This window comes from Arthrobacter bambusae, assembly GCF_030812595.1.
Lineage (GTDB): Bacteria > Actinomycetota > Actinomycetes > Actinomycetales > Micrococcaceae > Arthrobacter > Arthrobacter bambusae_B.
In genome coordinates this window covers 24031-44392 of record NZ_JAUSSZ010000022.1, presented here as the reverse complement: position 1 = coordinate 44392, position 20362 = coordinate 24031, and the positions used below count along the sequence as shown (strand labels likewise).

Here is a 20362-nt window from a genome sequence, read left to right as displayed (position 1 = left end):
CCCCGGGCCGCCCCCCCCCGCCACCCCCCCACAACCCCCCCCCGCCGCCGGCACAACCTCCGCCTGGTTTCCTCCCCTCACCAACAACCCCCCCCCCCCCCCCCCCCCCCCCCCCCCCCCACCACTGTATTTAAGGCAGGTATTTAGCCTGAATTTAACCTGGATTTAGGCAAGAGTTCACGCGGCCCGGCTGACAGCGGCTTCAGCCAACTGCCTGAGTGCGGTAAGCGGGAGTTCCGCCAAGGGGAGTCGTTCCAATGCCTCGAAAGCCTCGTTGCTCAGTTCCTCGATCATCGATTCAGTGGCTTCGAGCGCTCCGCAATCCACGATGATCCGCCTGATCTCGGCAACTTCGGCTTCGCCAAGGTCCTGCCTTCCGAGCATGGTATCGATGTAGCTCGAATCGGCAGCTCCGGCCTGGTTGATGGCGAAGCCCACCAGCACGGTCCGTTTGCCTTCGCGGAGGTCATCTCCAGCGGGCTTTCCGGTAGTCCCGGGGTCTCCGAACACTCCCAGGACGTCGTCGCGCAGCTGGAATGCTTCACCAAGCGGCAATGCGAAGTCGGAATAGCCTTGCAGGAGCTCATCACTGGCACCGGCCAAGGCGCCCCCAAGAGCCAAGGGGTGTTCCGTTGAGTACTTGGCTGACTTGTAACGGATGATGGACTGGGCGCGGTGGACTGCACCCGCACGGTCCCGCGCGGGGCCTGCGACTTCCTCCAGGATGTCCAGGTATTGGCCGGCCATGACCTCGGCGCGCATGAGGTTGAAGATCCGCCGTGCAGACGTGCCGGCGGCGGCCCTGGTGCCGATCTCCGTGAACGCCTCCTCGCTGAAGGAGAGGCAGAGGTCCCCGGTGAGAATCGCGGCGGCGTGGCCGAACCGTTCGCTGTCGAGGGCCCAGCCTTCGCCCTCATGGAGCTGGCTGAACCGCTTATGGACGCTTGGACCGCCGCGCCGCGTATCAGAGCGGTCGATGATGTCGTCGTGGATCAGGGCTGCAGCCTGAAAGAGTTCCAAAGCGCAGCCCGCAGTGATGATGTCGGGATGTCCGGACGCACCCCCGGCGCCTCGCCACCCCCAGTAGCACATCAAGGCCCGGAGCCTCTTGCCACCGGTGACAAGGCTGGAGATTGAACCCATGAGGGGAGCGACATCCGGGGAGATGGTGGCCATGGTTTCTTGTTGCACGCCAAGGAAGCCGTGAAGCTTGGCGGCGACATCTGCCACAAAACGGCTCTGTTCCGAACCGAGGCTCTCCGTAGTCACTTGATTGACCCGGCGGCCACATTGGCGCCGATGGTGAATGTGGAGTTGCCAGCGGTTTCGACCACCGAGATATTCACCGTTTCATTGTCGCCGCGGAGGAAATCCTTTGACTTGATGCTCCCCACGGTGCTGCCGGGGACTTCCTTGAAACCCTGCGCCGTGAACGCAGAAGTATAAAAGGCAACTACTGCGTCCGCCGGCGACGCAATGTTGCCGACCAGTGCCACCGACGCCGGGGAGGAGTTCTTGTCGAAACTGCTGGACTCCACTGCTGCCTTGGGCATCAATGGAATAAGCTGCTGCGGAAATCCCGGCACCAGGGCGCCGACGGCCGCCGAAGCTCCCGCGGCCGCCGTTGACGTGTTACCCGGCGCCGGACTAACCGGGGCGGTGACCGCCCCGGACGATGTTGGCGCCGCACCTTGGGATGCCGTGCTTGCAGGGGACGCACCGCAAGCTGAGATGGCCAACGCGACGCCCGTGGCCAACAGGGCCAGACTGACGGGTTGGGGCTTTCCAAAGAGCTTCACAGGGATTTCCTCCTGGGGACGACGCCGGGTGCTGCCTCCAGTTTAGGGCGCCGGGTGCTGCCTCCAGTAACCAGCGCCGCGGCATAGGATTTCCATGTGAGACCACAAGCAGAGAACAACGGGCGGGGCCCCGGACAAGAATTCGCCCCGGATCCCGATGCCCTGCGGGAATTGAGGCGCACCAGCATCCTTCACGTGGACATGGACGCCTTCTTTGTCTCGGTGGAATTGCGCACCCGGCCCGAACTCAGGGGCAAGCCCGTCATTGTGGGTTTCCCGGTGGATCGCTCCGTTGTTCTGTCCGCCTCCTACGAGGCGCGCGCGATGGGCGTGAAGTCTGCCATGCCCATGGCCAACGCGATGCGGATGTGCCCCAACGCGGTCATCATCGAACCCCGCCACAGCCTTTACTACGAGGTGTCCCGGGAACTGATGGGAATATTTGAATCAATAACGGACCTCGTGGAGCCCTTGAGCGTCGACGAAGCTTTCCTGGACGTCGGCGGCGCGATCAGGCGGCTTGGTCCACCCCTCCGGATTGGCCAATTGATCCGGCGCCGTGTTGCCTCCGAGCTGGGAATAACTGCGTCGGTGGGTATTGCCGCCAATAAATTCGTGGCCAAAATAGCCTCCACGCGCTGCAAACCCGACGGGCTGCTACTTATTGAGGCGGGCCAGACCGTGGCCTATTTACATGGCCTGCCCGTGAACGCCTTGTGGGGAGTGGGGGCCAAGACCGCCGATGTCCTCGCCAGGCTGGGGATCCGTACCGTGGCCGATGTCGCGGCGACGCCGCTTTCTTCCTTGAAAAAGATCCTCGGAGCTTCGGGCGAACACGTCCACCGATTGTCCATGGGTTTGGATCCGCGTCCGGTCACGCCCACGCGCCTCGAAAAGAGCATTGGCTCCGAGGAAACGTTCGCTGTTGACACCCCGGATGACGCGCTGCTGCACCGTGAGTTGCTAAGGCTCTCCCATCGAACCGCGGCGCGGCTGCGGGCAGCCGGAATGCTGGCCCGGACCATAGCGCTGAAGCTGCGCTATGCCGATTTTTCGACAATAAGCCGAAGCAAGACGATGCATACCCCGGTGGACAGTGCCCAGTTGATCTATGAGGTGGTGAGCCAGTTGCTCGCGTCCTTGGGGAACCGGCCAATGAGCGTGCGCCTTGTGGGCGTCCGGGCCGAGCAGCTCGAACCGGCGGAACATGCCTCGCTGCAGCTAAGCCTCGACCGAAGGGACGACAACTGGCGGGCGGCCGAGCAGGCGCTTGACCGGGTCGCCCAGCGATTCGGCAGCAAGACAGTCCTTCCAGCAAGGCTTCTGGAACCCCATGCGGAGCCCGAGCGCCCGGGCTCTCCCTAGGCGGCGAAGGCCTCGCGCGCCCTCCTGTGTGCCTACGGCGTGTCTTTCAGAACTGCGGCCAACAAACTATCCTAGAGATACACAGATTTAGACCGTCTGGATAAATTGCTCTGTTGCGTCCGTTCCGTGAGGCCGTGTTCACAAGACCCGGCCCGCGGGAACCCTTTTTTGGGCTCGTCCGTTCAAAAGAGAAGACGCAACGGCCGCGGCGTATCCAGGCGCTGGCCGACTAAAGGAGGTCGCGATGCCCCTCTCGGAGCACGAACAGAAGCTCCTCGAGCAACTCGAGAAGCAACTGCATGAGGACGATCCAAAGTTTGCCAATTCAATGGGCTCTGACCCCATTCGCTCATGGTCGACCAGGCACATCGTTATTGGCGTTCTAGGCACTATCGCCGGGATTCTCCTGTTGCTGGTAGGTGTGTCCTTGCAGAACATCTTCCTTGGGGTGCTGGGCTTTATTGTCATGGGCGCCGGCGTTTACTTCGCCACCCTGAGACGGGCAGCCGGCGGCAAGTCGAAGAGTGCCAAGCCGGGCAAGGCGAGGAACTCGTTCATGAGCAATCTCGAGGAACGCTGGGACGAGCGCCGCCGCGGCGAGGACTAGCTGAGCGCTCCGTTCAGGGGCTTGTCTTCCCCCGACGTCGAGCCCTCCACATTGATCCACCAGGCTGCGGCCTGATTGCGAAAAGACCCGAATTTCGGGTCTTTTCGCATTTAACGCCGCATTAGACGCGCACCGCGAGCCAGCAGACGCGGTCTCAGCGCCGCCGTCGTCCTCCTCCCGGGAGGCCGCCGCGAAGTCCCCTCCACCGGGGACCGCCCCTGAAATCCCCATGTTTTCGGGCCCCCGGACGTGAACGTGGGGCAGAAACACGCCCAATTGCGTTGACTGTGGTGGCTTGTGGAGTAAAGTGGAGCAAGTAAGAGGGTAGTGGCGGCGTGGGGCAGGTACGGGCACCTTTGACAGATGGGGCGGTGGGCCAGTGTTTCTGGGCACTCATTCTCCGCGTCTGGACGAAAAGGGCCGGATCATCCTTCCCGCCAAGTTCCGCGAGGAGCTTGCGGACGGCCTGGTGCTCACGAGGGGCCAGGAACGTTGCATCTACGTCTTCAGCCAGCGGGAATTCGAACGTATTCACGAGTCCATGCGGGAGGCCCCCATCTCCTCCAAGCAGTCACGTGACTACATCCGGGTTTTCCTGTCCGGAGCCTCTGACGAGGTACCTGACAAGCAGGGGCGCGTGACGATTCCGCCGGCGCTCCGGAGCTACGCAGGGCTCGAACGGGAATTGGCGGTGATCGGCGCCGGAACCCGTGCGGAGATCTGGGATGCACAGGCTTGGGACGAGTACCTGGCCGAGAAGGAAGCCGCCTTCTCGGAGACCGACGACGACAACCTTCCCGGATTCATTTAGAAGCCGGACAGGAAGCCACAGGGCTTCTTGGACGGGATCTCCAGCCGCCCATCACATTGTTTTCCTGGCTCAACTTCCCCGGAGCCAGGCAGACGCTGCGATAGGCGCGGATGGGGATCCGGCTCAAGAAGCGACCACTCAGCACGAAACTGACAGCCAGACGCACCGAACAATTCATCTCTGAGGAGGCCGCATGGAGGAGCAAGACGCGCCAAAGCCAACCTCGGAGCGACATGTACCGGTCCTGAAGGACCGGTGCATCAATTTGCTGGCCCCAGGTTTCGAGGCAGCCCGCAGCCGTGGTGAAACGCCCGTGGCCATCGACGCCACGTTGGGAATGGGCGGCCATTCCGAAGCGATGCTGCAACGCTTCCCCGATCTGCACCTTGTCGGGATCGACCGGGACGAAGAGGCCCTCGCCCTCGCCGGAGAGCGATTGCGCCCATTCTCGGCCCGCACTGACCTTGTGCATGCCGTGTATGACGAAATCGAAGCCGTCCTGGCGGACCTTGGAATTTCCGAGGTGCACGGGATCCTGATGGATCTTGGCGTGTCTTCCCTGCAACTGGACGAGCGGGAGCGCGGCTTTGCCTACTCCTACGACGCGCCGCTGGATATGCGGATGGACACCAGCCGCGGCCAGACTGCCGCCGACGTAGTCAACACCTATTCCGAAGAAGACCTGGTGCGGATTATCCGCAAGTGGGGCGAAGAGAAGTTTGCCGGCAGGATCGCCAACCGCATCGTCACGGCGAGGACCACCAAGCCCTTCGCCACCACCGGCGAACTCGTCGAGCAGATCCGGGCCGTTGTTCCTGCGGCCGCTGCAAAGTCGGGTGGCCATCCGGCCAAGCGGACTTTCCAGGCCTTGCGGATCGAAGTGAACGAGGAACTCGACGTCCTGGAGAGGGCAGTGCCTGCCGCCCTCGCAGCCTCAGCGATGGGTGGCCGAGTAGTGGTGATGTCGTACCACTCGCTCGAGGACAAGATCGTCAAGTCCGTCTTCCAGTCCCGGTCCAAGTCATCGGCGCCGCTCGGCTTCCCGGTGGAGCTGGAAGAACATAAGCCGGAATTCAAGACGTTGACCAAGGGCACGGAAGTGCCCACACCAGAAGAAATCGCCGAAAACCCGCGTGCGGCATCTGCCCGCCTCCGGGCCGTGGAGCGCATCAAAGCGAGGAGAACAGCATGAGCACCGCTGCCGCGAAGATCCCGCCGACCACTGTGGGCAACACCGCACGTGCCCTGCCCGCGCGGGGACCGGAGCGGGACACGAGCCGCAAGGCACGGACTCCGCTCTCCCTCGTGCAGAGTGTTCCCGGACGACGGCGAACTCCGTTCGTCGTCTTTTGCTTCGGTGTGTTGGCGGCCGCCTTGTTGACGGTCCTGGTGCTCAACATCTCCGTTTCCACGGCCCAGTACGACCTGGTGAAGCTCAGGAACGACGATGCATCCCTGAACAAACAGAACCAGGATCTGACACAGCAGGTCCAGAACTACCAAGCTCCCCAGAATCTGGCGGCCAAAGCCGCAGAATTGGGAATGGTAGCTTCCACTGCCACGGGTCAGATCGATCTGGACAACCTGACGGTCACAGGAAAAGCCACGCCGGCGGCCAAGGGACAAAATCCCGGTGCCGTCATTGCTGCTCCTTTGGTTGCGGGCCAGTCCAGTGTGCTACCTCCTGCACCCGCCAAGAATGATTCGCTGGACAGCCGTAAACCCAGCGGGACCGCCGACTCGACACCGGCTAAACCGCAGGCCCCCGCGGTGCCTGCGGCGCCCAAGCCGCCGGTTGTGGATCTTCACGGCGGTTCGGTTCCTGCCCCGCAGCAGAAGGTCCCAGGGCAGTAGCGTCCAGCCGGCCTGATCCCAGGTAAACAGCAAGGCAAGCAGCAAGGAATCGACGTGGTGCAGAAAACCGGCAATTCGAAGATCAAGAGAACGCCGGCGGCGAAGAAGCGCCTGCGCATCGGCCTCGGGATCATGCTGACGCTGCTGCTGGTGGTCGGGGGCAAGCTGTTCCTGGTCCAGGGATTGGACGTCGGGGGATTGGCCGAGGCCGCTTACAACAACCGGCTGACAACCACCGTCCTGCCGGCCGAACGCGGCAAGATCCTTGACGCCAACGGCACCGTGCTCGCCAGCAGCGTGATCCGCTACAACATTGTGGTGGACCAAACGGTCAACACCAACACCGATCAGTTTCCTCGATACAACTCCCGGACCCAGGCCATTGACACGATATCCAGGTCCCAGGGCATAGCCGAGCTTGCCACCGCCCTGGGGATGGACGTCAACCAGGTGACCCAAGCGGTGACCGGCACGAAAAAGTACAACATCGTGGCCAAGGAAGTGAAGCCGGACGTCGAAGACCGGATTTCCCAACTTCATATCCCCGGTGTCGTGTCCGAAGGCATCAGCCAACGGGTCTATCCGAACGGGAGCGTCGCCGGGGGAATCATCGGGTTCCTCAAGGACGGCACCACGGGCCAGGCAGGGCTCGAACAGACCCAGGACGAGACCCTCCGCGGCAAAGACGGCAAGCGTGTTTTCGAAATCGGCGCCGACGGTCTTCGTATACCCGTGGCAACGGACCTGCTGACCCCCGCTGTCAACGGCAAAGACGTCAAGCTGACGCTGAACACGGACATCCAGTACTTTGCGCAGCAGGCCATCCAAACGCAGGTCAACCAACTCAATGCCGAGTGGGGATCGATCGTGGTCGAAGACGTCAAGACCGGAAACCTCATCGCGATGGCAGACACGAACGCGCCCGATCCCAATGACCCCGGCAAGGTGGCCGCTGCCGACCGCGGCGTGCGGTCCGTGACGGCGGCCTACGAGCCCGGCTCAGTGGAGAAGATGATCACCGCGTCGGCCGCGATCAATGAAGGTAAGTCCAACCCGCTGGACACCGTCACGATTCCGCCGGCCGTAACCATTGACGGCCAGACTTTCACCGACGCCTTCGTGCACGGCACCGAACAGAGGACCCTCGCAGGCATCCTCGGCTATTCGATGAATACGGGCACTGTCATGATCGGCAGCCGACTGAGCAAGCAACAGCGCTACGACTACCTCACACGCTTCGGCATCGGCGAAGCTCCGGACCTTGGCCTACCCGCTGAATCCACCGGCATCCTGGCGAAGCCGGACCAATGGGACGACCGGCAGCAATACACCGTACTGTTCGGCCAAGGGGTCTCCCAGTCCACTGTCCAAACTGTCAGGGCCTACCAAAGCGTGGCCAACGACGGCGTGATGCTTCAACCACGGCTGATCGACGGCTACGTGGGAGCCGACGGAGTTGAGCAAAAGGTGCCCGCCAAGGACACCCGTCAGGTTGTTACCAAGGAAACGGCCCAGCAGGTCCGCGACATCCTGGAGAGCAACGTCACCATGGGCGAAGTGAAGGATGCAGGCATCGATGGCTACCGGGTAGGTGCCAAGACCGGAACCTCCGAGGCGCCTCGCGAGGACGGCTTGCCCGGCTTCGACGGCTACACTGCTTCCATTATTGGAATGGCTCCCATGGAGAATCCGCGGTTCATCGTCGAGGTAGTTGTCCAGCGCCCCAAAGGGAACATCTACGGCATCACCCAAGGACCGATTTTCCGTTCGGTCATGGGCCAGGTCCTGCGCACCTACAACGTCCCGCCGTCCACCGGCACTCCTGTGCGGTTCCCCCAATACGGCAAATAGGGGCCGGCACGGCAGGCAGCCCGGTTTTGCCAAGTAAGCTTAGTTGGCATCTGTCCGGCCACATTTCGATCCACCCATGCCATTCCGGGAGTCCCAAGATTCCCCGGCGGCCAGTTTCATGAGTACCAACGGAGACCACCTTGTCAGAGCAGAATGACGCCGTATCGATCCCTACCGGGAACCCGCCGGCTCCGGACAAACCCGGCTTCCGTCCAGCCGCCGTCGCGCCTGTTCCGCTCGAGGCCATTGCGGCCTCGCTTGGAATCGCGCTGCCCCCGGACTCCGGCGCCACGTCGGTAACTGGTGTGACCCTCAACTCGCGCACTGTGGAGCCGGGAGATTTGTACCTGGCCTTGCCGGGAGCGACCCGCCACGGTGCAGACTTTGTCACCCAGGCGGTGGAAGCCGGTGCGGTGGCCGTCTTGAGCGATGAAGACGGTGCCCGCCGATTGGCACTTGAGGAAATTGCCGTTCCGGTGCTGATCGTCGGCGATCCCAGGGCCGCCGTCGGGACCCTCGCTGCGCTCATTTACCGGAGCCAGCCCCTTGACGGGGTTTCGCCCACGCTTTTCGGTGTGACCGGTACGAATGGCAAGACCACCACGACCTATTTCATCAATTCCCTCCTCCGCGCCCTCGGCAAGAATCCCGGCCTCATCGGGACGATCGAAATTCTTGCGGGGGGCGAGCCCATCCCGAGCCTGCTGACCACGCCGGAGTCAACCGATGTCCATGCCTTGCTCGCTCTCATGCGTGAACGCGGGCTGGACGCGGCTTCCATGGAGGTCTCCTCCCACGCCCTGTCATTCCACAGGGTCGACTCGGTGATGTTCGATGTTGCCGGCTTCACCAACCTGACCCAGGACCACCTCGATCTGCACGGAAGCATGGACGAGTACTTCCGGACGAAGGCGGAGCTCTTCACCAGCGCGCGCGCACGGCGGGCCGTCGTGACCGTGGACGACCCCTGGGGGCGCTTGCTGGCGGACGAGGCGGGAATCCCCGTGACCACGCTGTCGGCCACGCCGACGGGAACCGCTGACTGGACAGTGGCATCAACGAAGCAACGCGGGCTTGGAACGGACTTCGAATTGCGCCACCGCGATGGAACGGTGATACGAGTCCACACGGGACTGCCGGGGGACTTCAACGTCGCCAACGCGGCCCTGGCCACTCTCATGGTGCTCGAATCCGGCATCGACCCGCAGGCCCTGCAAGCGGCGCTGGACAGGCACGATCCCTTCACCGTCTCGGTACCGGGCAGGATGCAGCTGATCTCGGATGCTCCGGCCTCCGTGGTGGATTTCGCGCACAACCCGGACGCCCTGGCGAGGGCCCTGAAGGCCGTACGATCGCAAGCACCCGGATCCCGGGTGATCGTCGTTTTCGGCGCCACGGGACAGCGCGACCAAAGCAAACGGCCGACGATGGGGGCCATAGCCGCCCGACTCGCCGACGTCGTGATTGTCAGCGACGACGATCCCCATGACGAAGACGCTGCGGCGATCCGTTCGGAGGTCATCGCCGGGGCCCGTGCCGCCCGCGAGTCAGAGGACCTCCGCTGCGAGATCGTGGAGGCGTACCCCCGGGATGTCGCGATCCGCCAAGCGGTGGAACTGGCCACCGAGAAGGACACCATCCTGGTCGCCGGCCGTGGCCATGAGGTGTGGCAGGAAGTGAAGGGGGTCAACCTTGCCCTCGATGACCGGGTCGAACTCCGTGCGGCCTTGACAGCCAGGGGATTCAAGGTTTCCACGGACGAGCGGATAGAGTCCTAGACCGAGATGATTGCACTTACTGCGGCGGAGATCGCCGATATTACCAATGGCCGTTTGGCAGCCGACCCGGGCATTGTCCCGACGTCCGTCTTTACCGATTCCCGCGAGGCGGTTGCCGGATCGCTGTACGTGGCCAAGCCAGGGGAGAACGCTGACGGCCACGCCTATGTAGGCGCCGCCTTTGAGCGCGGCGCCGTCCTGGCGCTGACCGAGCGCGACGTTTCCGACGACGACGGCAGGCCTTACCCCGCCGTCGTCGTCGATGACGCCGTGATCGCAATGGGTGCGCTGGCTGCGGAGTCCGTCCGCCGCATCCGTGCCGCACGTGCAGCACAAGGGGAAGACTTCACTGTCATCGGCATCACAGGCTCGGCGGGCAAGACCACCACCAAAGATTTGCTCGCGGGCGTTCTTTCCCGCGCCGGGGCCACCGTGGCGCCGCAGGGTTCGTACAACGGTGAAGTCGGAGTGCCGCTCACCGTGTTCGGAGCCGATGAGAAGACCCGCTACCTTGTGATTGAAATGGGCGCCACCGGCGTTGGCCACATCAAGTACCTCGCCGAAATGGTGCGGCCGGACATCGGCGTCGTTCTTTGCGTCGGCAGCGCCCACGCAGGCGAGTTCGGTGGCGTGGAGAACATAGCCAAGGCCAAGGGCGAACTCGTCGAGGCGCTGGGGCAGGACGGAACCGCCGTCATCAACCTCGACGACGCGCGGGTGGCGGCGATGTCCTCGCGTACCCGGGCCAAGGTTCTCGGAACCACCGCTACCGGCAACTCCGCCTCCGGCAACACCGCCTCCGCGGTCGAAGCCAGGAACTTCGACGTCGACCACGACGGCCACCCGGAGTTCGAACTTCTCTTGCCCGACGGCGGGGTCCCGCATCCGGTCCACAGCAAGCTCATCGGTGCGCACCACATCATCAACCTGCTTGCCGCGGCGGGCGCCGCATTTGCGGCAGGCCTCCCCGCGGCCGACATCGCCGATTCGCTGAGCGCGCAGTCGCCGGCCAGCCGCTGGCGAATGGAACGCACCGAGCGGGCAGACGGCGTCACCATCATCAACGACGCGTACAACGCGAATCCGGAATCCATGCGCGCTGCCTTGCGCACCCTCGCCGACCTCGGTCACGGACGCCGCACCTGGGCGGTGCTGGGCGCGATGCTGGAGCTCGGCGAGGATTCCATCCGTGAACACACGGCAGTCGGAACGCAAGTGGTCCGCTTGAACATTTCCAGGCTCGTAGTGGTTGGCCGCGAAGCCCGGGCACTGTACGTTTCCGCGATCCAGGAAGGCTCCTGGGGCGACGAGTGCAGTTTCACCGAGACGGCCGATGAGGCCTACGAACTGCTGCAGGCTGAGCTTGAACCGGGCGACCTGGTGCTTTTCAAGTCCTCAAACGGGGTCGGGCTAAGGTATCTGGGGGATCGGATAGCATTACCCCCAACCGGGACGAGTGCGAACACCGCGGCTGCACCTGCCGCCGATGAAGGGAACGAGCTGCTGTGATTGCACTGTTGATCGGCGCTGGCGTCGCCCTCCTGGTGGCTTTGGTCGGGACGCCACTCTTCATCAGGTTCCTCGTCACCAAGGGATACGGCCAGTTCATCCGCGACGACGGACCCACTTCCCACCACACCAAGCGCGGTACTCCCACCATGGGCGGGACGGTCGTGGTGGCCGCTGTGCTCATCAGCTATGGGCTGACCCACCTGATCATGTGGATGATGAACCCGCGATCACCGGGACCGTCGGCCTCGGGCTTGCTCTTGTTGTTCCTGATGGTCGGCATGGGATTCGTTGGTTTCCTGGACGATTTCATTAAGATTTCCAAGCAACGCAGCCTCGGGCTCAATGCCAAAGCCAAGTTGATCCTCCAAGCGTTCGTCGGGATCGTCTTCGCAGTGCTGGTGCTGAACTTCCCTGACGCGAAGGGGATCACCCCGGCCTCGACGCACATTTCCCTGGTGCGGGACATTCCCTGGCTGAACCTGGCCTTTGGGGGCACCATCCTTGGAGCCATACTGTTCGTCATCTGGTCGAACCTGATCGTCACCGCGGCAACCAACGGCGTGAACCTTACGGACGGGCTGGACGGCCTTGCCGCCGGCGCTTCCATTATGGTCTTCGGGGCTTACACCCTCATGGGGATCTGGCAGAGCAACCAGGCCTGTGGTTCACCCCGCGAGGCGGGCAGCGGCTGCTACTCGGTCCGCGACCCGCTCGATCTGGCGCTCTTGGCAGCTATCTGCAGTGCCGCGCTGGTGGGCTTCCTCTGGTGGAATACGTCTCCGGCGAAGATCTTCATGGGCGACACCGGTTCCTTGGCGATCGGCGGCGCCGTGGCCGGCTTTGCGATCCTTTCCCGCACGGAGCTGCTTTTGGGCATCATCGGCGGACTCTTCGTCCTCATCACCCTGTCTGTCATCATCCAGGTGGGCTACTTCAAGGTCACCAAGGGCAAGCGGGTCTTCAAGATGGCCCCCCTTCAGCATCATTTCGAACTCAAGGGCTGGGCCGAGATCACGGTGGTGGTCCGCTTCTGGATTCTTTGTGGCTTGTTCGTGGCCGCAGGGCTTGGGATTTTCTATGCTGAATGGGTGGTGCTGCTGTGAGCGCGAGTCCTCAAACGAAGCCATCGGCCAACGACCGGCTCAAGAACCTCGTCAGTTGGGATTCCGATTGGAAGGGCCTGCGCGTCGTCGTGACAGGCATCGGCGTCTCCGGTTTCGCGGCGGCCGACACATTGATCGAACTCGGTGCGCGGGTGGTGGTTGTTGACGCCGCCACCAGCGCCAAGGCCCTCGCCCAAGCGGACACCTTGAAGATCGTGGGCGCAGCCGACGTCCTCCTCGGGCAGGACGCCGTCAAAACCCTGCCCCTCGTGGACGGTGGGAAGGCCGAACTCGTCGTGACGTCGCCGGGCTGGCGGCCTGACCAGTCCCTGCTCGCAGCCGCCAAACGGTCCCATGTGCCGGTGTGGGGCGACGTCGAACTCGCTTGGCGGCTGCGTGAGCGCAAAGGCCGCAAGACGGCGGACTGGCTCACCATCACGGGAACCAACGGCAAGACCACGACAGTGGGCATGACCGAAGCCATGCTGCAGGCAGCCGGGCTCAAGGCAATCGCCGTGGGAAACGTGGGCACACCCATCCTGGACGCACTCCGTGACCCGGTCGAGTACGACGCCTTCGCGGTTGAGCTGTCCAGCTTCCAGCTGCACTGGGCCGATTCCCTTTCCCCGCTGGCCAGCGTTTGCCTCAACGTCGCCGAGGACCACGTCGACTGGCACGGCTCTTACGAGGGCTACCTCGCGGACAAAGCAAAGGTTTTCGAGAACACCCAGAAGGCGTGCATCTACAACGCCGAGCAGATCGAGACCGAACGCATGGTGGAAAACGCCGATGTGGTCGAGGGTTGCCGGGCGATCGGTTTCACCACCTTGACCCCGGCCGTCAGCATGCTCGGCGTCGTCGAGGGATTGCTCGTGGACCGGGCGTTCATCGAAGAACGCAAGAGTTCAGCAGTGGAACTTGCCTCCTTGGCGGACCTGGGACCGTCCGCCCCGCGCCACATGGTTGCCAACGCACTGGCCGCTGCGGCGCTGGTGCGCGCCTACGGCGTCGAAGCGGCGGCAGTCCGTGAGGGGCTCAGGAACTATCTCCCGGGAGACCACCGCATCCAGCCAGTGGCCAAGTTGAATGGCGTGCTTTGGGTCAACGACTCCAAGGCAACCAATCCGCACGCTGCTTCGGCAGCCCTGTCGGCATTCGAAAAGGTCGTCTGGATCGCGGGCGGCTTGTCCAAGGGCGTCAACTATGACGAGCTGGTCAAGAGCAACGCGCACAGGCTCAAGGCGGTGGTGCTGATCGGAACCGACACAGCCGACCTTGAAGCGTCCCTCAAGCGACACGCGGCGGATGTTCCCGTAATCGGGCAGCCCAAGGGCGACACTGAAAAGGTGCAGTCCGCCGATTCAGCTGGTGCCATCGCGGAATCGTCTCCGATCTTCGGCGACACCGTCATGGCCCATGCTGTCGAGTCGGCAGCAAGTGTCGCTGAATCCGGCGATACCGTGCTGATGGCCCCGGCGGCTGCCTCCATGGACCAGTTCTCTTCCTACGCTCACCGTGGCGATGCTTTCATCCGGGCAGTACGCGAGCTTGTGGAAGGCCAGGCACAGACCACCGAGGAGTAACAATGGTCAGCACGCCCACGCGCAGCGGGCCCGGACGGACCCGGGCCGGCGAGGCAAAACCCGCCGGACGCGCGGCAGGCGTTGCGCGAGCGTCGCTGCCGTCCCGCATACGCTCGGGAATTGCCGGCTTCTGGTCGACCCTCGAGGGAGGCGGCAAATCGAGCGGCGGGTCAAGCTACTACTTGATTCTCGGTGCCTCCCTGGCGCTCACAGCCATCGGGATCATCATGGTCTTGTCCGCGTCCAGCGTCGAAGCGATTGCGGCAGGCGACTCCCCGTACTCCATCGCCACCAAGCAAGCTATGTTCGCAGCCATCGGCGTCGTTGCGATGCTGGTGCTATCACGGGTCAACGTCCTGTGGCTGAAGAGATTCGCGTGGCCCTCGATCATCCTTGCCGGCGCCCTGTTGGTGTTGGTCCTGGTGATCGGCAAGCGTGTGCTGGGCAACCAGAACTGGATCGAGATCGGTGGCTTCACCTTCCAGCCATCGGAGTACGCAAAGTTCGCCCTGGTGCTCTGGATGGCCACGGTCCTCTCCATGAAGGCAAAGCTTCTCGACAAGTGGTTGCACGCACTCGTACCGATCGTGCCGGTCTCCGGTGTCATCATTACGCTCATCGTCCTGGGGCATGACCTTGGAACGTCGCTCGTGGTCATGCTGATCATGGCGGCCGGCTTGTTTTTCGGCGGCGTCAACCTCAAGCTTTTCGCTGCTGCTGGTGGTGTCGCTGCCGCCGCCGCGTTGATCCTGGCCTTCACGAGCGGAAACCGGATGTGCCGGATCACGTCGTGGATGGGGCAGAGCTGCGCAGGGGCAAGCGACATCGGTTTCCAGAGCGAACAGGGACTCAGCGCCCTTGCGTCGGGAAGCTGGTTGGGTGTCGGCCTTGGCCAGAGCCGGCAAAAGTACCAATGGATTCCCGAGGCCCACAACGACTTCATCTTCGCCGTCATCGGGGAGGAGCTCGGACTTGTCGGGACCGTTGTGGTCCTTGTGCTTTTCGCCCTGCTCGCCGTTGCCATCTACCGGGTAGTCAGCCACCAGGAAGACCTCTTCGCCCGCGTGCTCGGCGGCTCGATCATGGCGTGGATACTTGGACAAGCCGCGATCAACATGGCCATGGTTGCGGGCCTGCTGCCAGTTATCGGCGTTCCGCTGCCCTTCATTTCCTACGGCGGTTCAGCGTTGGTGATGTCGCTGTGCGGCGTGGGCGTAGTGTTGTCTTTGGCCCGCGCCCAAATGGCCCCCGCAAGCCGCTCCAAGCCGCGTTGGCGACTTGCGAAAACTGCACGAAAGCGTACATAGCACTTCATGAATTCCCAGCCCAAGCCCCTTTCCGTGGTCCTCGCCGGCGGCGGGACCGCCGGACACATCAGTCCGCTGCTCGCAATTGCCGATGCCATCAAATCGCTGCGCCCGGACGCCAGGATCCTTGCCGTCGGCACACCCAATGGCATGGAAACGCGCCTGGTTCCGGCTGCCGGCTATGAGTTGGCAACCATCGACCGGGTTCCATTTCCCCGGAAGCCCTCAGCGGACCTGCTCAGGCTGCCCGGCAGGCTCGCAGCGGCAGTCAAGCAAGCCGGGCGCATCCTGGACGACGCACAGGCGGATGTCCTCCTCGGCGTCGGCGGCTATGTATGCACGCCGATGTACCTCGCGGCTTGGCGTCGAAGGATCCCCATCGTCATCCACGAGGCCAATACCCGTGCCGGGCTTGCCAACAGGGTAGGCGCGATGTTCACCAAGCACGTCGGCGTGGCCTTCCCCGAGACGCGGCTGCGGCATGCCCGTCACGTCGGGATGCCCATGCGCAAGGCCATCGCCGGTTTGGACCGTTCGGCTTGGCGCGCGAATGCCAGGCAGTCACTGGGCCTGGACGCCGGACAACCAGCACTCATCGTCACGGGCGGTTCTTCAGGCGCCCAGAGCATCAACCGCACTATTGCCGGTGCGGTCGCCGCTTTGGCCGAAGCCGGTATCCAGACTCTGCACATCACCGGCCGTGGCAAGGCAGTGACGAACGACGACGGCGCCCTCCTGGCTGCCGACGGCTACCACCAGGTGGAATACGTGGACGGCATGGAGGATGTCTATGCCGCGGCTGACGTCCTCCTCGCCCGGTCCGGCGCGGCAACGGTGAGTGAGGTGGCCGCCGTCGGGCTCCCTGCCGTCTTCGTTCCGCTGCCCGTCGGAAACGGCGAGCAGGCGATGAACGCCTCCGCTTTGGTCAAGGCCGGGGCAGCCCTTCTGGTCGACGACCGGTCATTGACGGCCGAATGGCTCAAAGCCGAGTTGATTCCCTTGCTCACGGACCAGGCCCGCCTGGACGACATGGCCAGCAAGGCAAAGGGACTTGGCATCAGAAATGCTGATCAGCGGATGGCTGATCTTGTCTTGGAAGCGGTAACCGAATGACCCAGCCCCTCGCAGACCTCGATTCCCTCGGCCGCGTCCACTTCATTGGCATTGGCGGCGTGGGCATGTCGGCCGTCGCACGCATCATGGTGGCCCGCGGCGTTCCGGTGAGCGGCTCGGACGCGAAGGACCTGCCCGTCATGCAGGACCTCAAGGCCGCCGGGGCGCGGATCGCGGTTGGCTACGCCGCGGAAAACCTTCGTGACGCGCAGACGATCATCGCCGGTTCGGCCATCCGGCCCGACAATCCGGAAATGGAAGCGGCACGGGCGGCCGGCCTTCCGGTCCTCCACCGATCGGAGGCTCTGGCAGCAACCATGGGCACAGACCGCGTAGTGACAGTGGCCGGTACGCATGGCAAGTCCACCACCACCTCAATGGTGGCCGTGCTGCTCAAGGAAGCGGGCCTGGACCCCTCGTTCGCGATCGGTGCCAACGTGCCCGCACTCGGTGTCAATGCCGCGCACGGCACGTCGGACATCTTCGTTGCCGAAGCCGACGAATCGGACGGTTCCTTCCTGAACTACCGGCCCCTCGTGGCCGTCGTCACCAACGTCGAGGCCGACCACCTGGACTACTACGGCACACCGGAGGCCGTCGATGCCTCCTTCGACAGCTTCGCGGCGCTCCTGCCCGCCAACGGCGTGCTTCTTGCGTGCGCGGACGACGGCGGCGCCCGGGCCCTCGCGGAACGGGCCCGGGCGGCGGGCAAAACCCGGGTACTGGGCTATGGCACGGCAGAGGATGCCGACATCCGCCTCCACGACGGGGGACCCGGCGACGTCTGGGTGTCCATCGACGGACAGAAGTACCGGCTCGACCTCCAAGTACCCGGGCGGCACAACGCCTTGAACGCGACTGCCGCGTTCGCCGTCGCGGTCGAACTCGGCGTGGCCCCCCAGGCCGCGGCCGCCGCCCTCGGCCATTTCACCGGAGCATCGCGGCGATTCGAGTTCAAAGGGCAGGGGAGGGGCGTGCGGGTCTACGACGACTACGCACACCACCCCACTGAGGTCCGCGCCGCCTTGTCCGCTGCCCGCTCCGTGGCAGGCGGCAACAAAGTGCATGTGCTCTTCCAGCCGCACCTCTTTTCGCGCACCCACGAATTCGCGGAGCAGTTCGCCGAGGCGCTCGGCGAAGCGGATACTGCCTTCGTGCTGGACATCTATCCCGCCCGCGAGGATCCCATTCCGGGGGTCACGAGCACCTTGATCACGGGGCGGCTCACAAACGGCAGGCTCGTGGGCGGCGGGCAGGAGGCACTGGACGCGGTTCTCTCCGCGGCCGGCGAGGGGGACATTGTCCTCACCGTCGGAGCCGGCGACGTGACGGCCTATGGGCCCCGGATCGTGGAGCTGTTGGGTGGCTGATACCCGGAAGCCCACTTTCAAGCCGCACGCCGGCACCCGGCAGGGCGTCGTCAGTGCTGAACGCGGACTCGGCGATCCCGTCGGGGGCCCGTCGGCAGCGACTGGCGGGAAGGACAGCAATGTGCTGGCGTTCCCGGAGCCCAAGGGGCGCAAGCAGCGGCGGACGGTGCTCACGGTGTTGGCTATCGTCGTCGCCTTGGTCGCCGGAATCATCGTCGCGGCGGTTTACTCGCCGGTGTTTGCTGTGCGCAAAGTGACGGTTGACGGCACCAAGCTACTCCAAGCCGGGAGCGTACAGAAGGCCCTCGAACCGGTGAAGGGAAAGCCCCTCCCACAAATCGACGACGCCGAAATCGCCGCGCTGCTCAAGCCCCTCGTGCAGGTGCGTTCCGTCAGTACCGAGGCGCGGCCGCCGTCGGAACTTTTGGTTCACATCGTTGAGCGTGTACCGGTGGCCCTCGTCAAGAGCGGTGACAACTATTCACTGGTTGACGTCGATGGAGTCCAGCTCGGATCAACGGCCGATCCCGCATCCGCTGCGTTGCCCGTCATCGACGGGCAGGGCGCCAACCAGAATCTTTTCAAGGCGATCACGGCCGTCCTTGCGACGCTGCCCGCAGACGTTCTCGCGAAGATGGCCAGCGCCTCGGCCACCTCTCCGGACGCCGTCGAGCTCAAGCTCACGGACGGCAAGACCGTCGTGTGGGGAAATGCGGACGAGAAGGAGCTGAAGGCGCGCGTCCTGGAGGCGTTGCTCAAGGCTCCGGCCAATCCGAAAGTTCCGGTGAATGTCTACGACGTCAGCGCACCGAGGCATCCGTTCACCAAATAGGCCATTCCAGGAAGTAACGTCGCTGACGCACGGGGCTATTTTTCGGACTTTCACACGACACGCTGAGGCGGTCATTGAATGTCGGATTCATAGCCCATACCGTCACATAAGAGTTACTTGACATAACTATAACCTTCAACTAGAGGGTTAAGGTCCAAGGATTCAAGTTGGACTCGATCTGTTTCGCTATAGGACACAAGCAAGGGGCACGAAACGTGGCAGCACCGCAGAATTACTTGGCCGTCATCAAGGTCGTCGGCATCGGCGGCGGTGGCGTGAATGCAGTCAACCGAATGATCGAAGTCGGCCTTCGCGGCGTCGAGTTCATCGCCATCAACACCGATGCCCAGGCGCTCCTCATGAGCGACGCGGACGTCAAGCTCGACGTCGGACGCGAACTCACGCGAGGACTGGGAGCGGGCGCCAACCCGGACGTTGGACGCCAGGCCGCCGAGGACCACGCCGACGAGATCGAAGAGGTCCTCCGTGGCGCCGACATGGTCTTCGTCACCGCAGGTGAAGGCGGCGGTACCGGTACCGGCGGCGCTCCGGTCGTGGCCCGGATTGCCCGCTCGCTCGGCGCCCTGACCATCGGCGTCGTCACCAGGCCCTTCACCTTCGAAGGCCGCCGCCGCGCGGGTTCCGCCGAGGCGGGCATCGACGCCTTGCGCGACGAAGTCGACACCCTGATCGTGATCCCCAACGACCGCCTCCTGTCCATCAGCGACCGCAACGTCTCCGTCCTGGACGCTTTCCGGTCCGCTGACCAAGTGCTCCTTTCGGGTGTCCAGGGCATCACTGACCTCATCACTACTCCTGGCCTGATCAACCTTGACTTCGCCGACGTCAAGTCGGTCATGCAGGGCGCCGGCTCCGCGCTGATGGGCATCGGCTCGGCGCGCGGCGAGGACCGTGCTGTCAAGGCCGCCGAGCTCGCCATCGCTTCGCCGCTCCTGGAGGCTTCGATCGACGGCGCCCACGGCGTCCTGCTCTCCATCCAGGGCGGTTCGGACCTGGGCCTGTTCGAAATCAACGAAGCTGCACGGCTTGTGCAGGAAGTGGCCCACCCCGAAGCCAACATCATCTTCGGTGCTGTCATTGACGATGCCCTGGGTGACGAAGCACGCGTCACCGTCATCGCCGCCGGCTTTGACGACCTGAAGGCCACGTCACCGTCAATGAACCAGCCTGCAGCCCAGCAGCCGGGCCAGCACCAGGCCCCGCCGGCGCCGGACCGTCCTGCAGCACCGTCAGCCGCCCCGGCCTATGCCGCGCCCCAGCACGTTTCCGCCGGCGTCGGTGCTTCCGGCTTGAGCAGCTGGGGCCAGCAGCGCCCCTCGGCCTTGCCGGCTGACTCGGGCTTCGACGTCGACCTTCCGGCCGTGGTTGAACCTGACCTTTCGGGAAGCCGGACCGACGACCTCGATGTTCCGGACTTCCTGAAGTAGCCCGTCCGTCCAAAACCACCCAGGAGAGT

Annotated in this window: 17 protein-coding genes; 15 read left to right on the top strand and 2 right to left on the bottom strand. The window is 63.9% G+C overall.

Going from position 1 to position 20362, the window contains the following annotated elements; translation table 11 throughout:
* Positions 1-177 precede the first annotated feature (177 nt).
* Both J2S96_RS19300 and J2S96_RS19295 read right to left on the bottom strand, forming a co-directional pair.
* The gene (locus J2S96_RS19300; protein ID WP_370873169.1) at positions 178-1176 is read right to left on the bottom strand and encodes a polyprenyl synthetase family protein; all 999 of its coding nucleotides are present in this window, start codon (positions 1174-1176) and stop codon (positions 178-180) included.
* An 89-nt stretch (positions 1177-1265) separates the two neighbouring features.
* Complete coding sequence (locus tag J2S96_RS19295) at positions 1266-1799, bottom strand: hypothetical protein (RefSeq protein WP_306867200.1); 534 nt, start codon at positions 1797-1799, stop codon at positions 1266-1268.
* A gap of 162 nt (positions 1800-1961) precedes the next feature.
* Here J2S96_RS19295 and dinB point away from each other — a divergent pair, with 162 nt between their 5' ends.
* The 15 genes from dinB to ftsZ all read left to right on the top strand — a co-directional run bounded on the left by dinB (position 1962) and on the right by ftsZ (position 20333).
* A complete protein-coding gene (gene dinB / locus J2S96_RS19290; protein WP_306867214.1) occupies positions 1962-3164 on the top strand; it encodes a DNA polymerase IV in 1203 nt (400 codons plus the stop codon).
* Positions 3165-3408: 244 nt separating this feature from the next.
* Positions 3409-3771: a DUF3040 domain-containing protein gene (locus J2S96_RS19285; protein ID WP_306867196.1), complete on the top strand. Its 363-nt coding sequence runs from the start codon at positions 3409-3411 to the stop codon at positions 3769-3771.
* A 379-nt stretch (positions 3772-4150) separates the two neighbouring features.
* Entirely contained in the window at positions 4151-4582 is a 432-nt protein-coding gene (mraZ, locus tag J2S96_RS19280) for a division/cell wall cluster transcriptional repressor MraZ (protein ID WP_059389147.1), read from the top strand.
* Between the two features lie 193 nt (positions 4583-4775).
* On the top strand, positions 4776-5774 hold the full coding sequence (gene rsmH / locus J2S96_RS19275; RefSeq protein WP_306867192.1) for a 16S rRNA (cytosine(1402)-N(4))-methyltransferase RsmH: 999 nt from the start codon (positions 4776-4778) through the stop codon (positions 5772-5774).
* Entirely contained in the window at positions 5771-6436 is a 666-nt protein-coding gene (locus tag J2S96_RS19270; RefSeq protein WP_306867189.1) for a hypothetical protein, read from the top strand. Before rsmH ends, J2S96_RS19270 begins: the two co-directional genes overlap by 4 nt.
* Before the next feature lie 54 nt (positions 6437-6490).
* A complete protein-coding gene (locus J2S96_RS19265; RefSeq protein WP_306867187.1) occupies positions 6491-8287 on the top strand; it encodes a peptidoglycan D,D-transpeptidase FtsI family protein in 1797 nt (598 codons plus the stop codon).
* A 140-nt stretch (positions 8288-8427) separates the two neighbouring features.
* Positions 8428-10065 carry a UDP-N-acetylmuramoyl-L-alanyl-D-glutamate--2,6-diaminopimelate ligase gene (locus J2S96_RS19260; RefSeq protein WP_370873168.1) on the top strand — a complete coding sequence of 546 codons (1638 nt, stop codon included), beginning with the start codon at positions 8428-8430 and terminating at the stop codon, positions 10063-10065.
* A gap of 6 nt (positions 10066-10071) precedes the next feature.
* On the top strand, positions 10072-11574 hold the full coding sequence (locus J2S96_RS19255; RefSeq protein WP_306867184.1) for a UDP-N-acetylmuramoyl-tripeptide--D-alanyl-D-alanine ligase: 1503 nt from the start codon (positions 10072-10074) through the stop codon (positions 11572-11574).
* Positions 11571-12680, top strand: coding sequence for a phospho-N-acetylmuramoyl-pentapeptide-transferase (mraY, locus tag J2S96_RS19250; RefSeq protein ID WP_306867181.1), 1110 nt, complete (start codon positions 11571-11573; stop codon positions 12678-12680). Before J2S96_RS19255 ends, mraY begins: the two co-directional genes overlap by 4 nt.
* Complete coding sequence (murD, locus tag J2S96_RS19245; RefSeq protein ID WP_306867178.1) at positions 12662-14263, top strand: UDP-N-acetylmuramoyl-L-alanine--D-glutamate ligase; 1602 nt, start codon at positions 12662-12664, stop codon at positions 14261-14263. Before mraY ends, murD begins: the two co-directional genes overlap by 19 nt.
* Before the next feature lie 2 nt (positions 14264-14265).
* Positions 14266-15570: a putative lipid II flippase FtsW gene (gene ftsW / locus J2S96_RS19240; protein WP_306867173.1), complete on the top strand. Its 1305-nt coding sequence runs from the start codon at positions 14266-14268 to the stop codon at positions 15568-15570.
* Between the two features lie 6 nt (positions 15571-15576).
* A complete protein-coding gene (murG, locus tag J2S96_RS19235) occupies positions 15577-16683 on the top strand; it encodes an undecaprenyldiphospho-muramoylpentapeptide beta-N-acetylglucosaminyltransferase (protein WP_306867170.1) in 1107 nt (368 codons plus the stop codon).
* Positions 16680-18053 carry a UDP-N-acetylmuramate--L-alanine ligase gene (gene murC / locus J2S96_RS19230; RefSeq protein WP_306867167.1) on the top strand — a complete coding sequence of 458 codons (1374 nt, stop codon included), beginning with the start codon at positions 16680-16682 and terminating at the stop codon, positions 18051-18053. The genes murG and murC overlap by 4 nt, the downstream gene beginning before the upstream one ends.
* Positions 18046-18885: a cell division protein FtsQ/DivIB gene (locus J2S96_RS19225; RefSeq protein WP_306867164.1), complete on the top strand. Its 840-nt coding sequence runs from the start codon at positions 18046-18048 to the stop codon at positions 18883-18885. The genes murC and J2S96_RS19225 overlap by 8 nt, the downstream gene beginning before the upstream one ends.
* 215 nt (positions 18886-19100) lie before the next feature.
* The gene (gene ftsZ / locus J2S96_RS19220) at positions 19101-20333 is read left to right on the top strand and encodes a cell division protein FtsZ (protein ID WP_306867162.1); all 1233 of its coding nucleotides are present in this window, start codon (positions 19101-19103) and stop codon (positions 20331-20333) included.
* Positions 20334-20362 lie beyond the last annotated feature (29 nt).

Excerpts from the sequence above, each read along its gene's own strand:
- J2S96_RS19300 (WP_370873169.1), bottom strand. The coding sequence starts at position 1,176 with ATGGCCACCATCTCCCCGGATGTCGCTCCCCTCATGGGTTCAATCTCC.
- J2S96_RS19285 (WP_306867196.1), top strand. The coding sequence starts at position 3,409 with ATGCCCCTCTCGGAGCACGAACAGAAGCTCCTCGAGCAACTCGAGAAG.
- rsmH (WP_306867192.1), top strand. The coding sequence starts at position 4,776 with ATGGAGGAGCAAGACGCGCCAAAGCCAACCTCGGAGCGACATGTACCG.
- J2S96_RS19270 (WP_306867189.1), top strand. The coding sequence starts at position 5,771 with ATGAGCACCGCTGCCGCGAAGATCCCGCCGACCACTGTGGGCAACACC.
- J2S96_RS19255 (WP_306867184.1), top strand. The coding sequence starts at position 10,072 with ATGATTGCACTTACTGCGGCGGAGATCGCCGATATTACCAATGGCCGT.
- murD (WP_306867178.1), top strand. The coding sequence starts at position 12,662 with ATGGGTGGTGCTGCTGTGAGCGCGAGTCCTCAAACGAAGCCATCGGCC.
- ftsW (WP_306867173.1), top strand. The coding sequence starts at position 14,266 with ATGGTCAGCACGCCCACGCGCAGCGGGCCCGGACGGACCCGGGCCGGC.
- murG (WP_306867170.1), top strand. The coding sequence starts at position 15,577 with ATGAATTCCCAGCCCAAGCCCCTTTCCGTGGTCCTCGCCGGCGGCGGG.
- murC (WP_306867167.1), top strand. The coding sequence starts at position 16,680 with ATGACCCAGCCCCTCGCAGACCTCGATTCCCTCGGCCGCGTCCACTTC.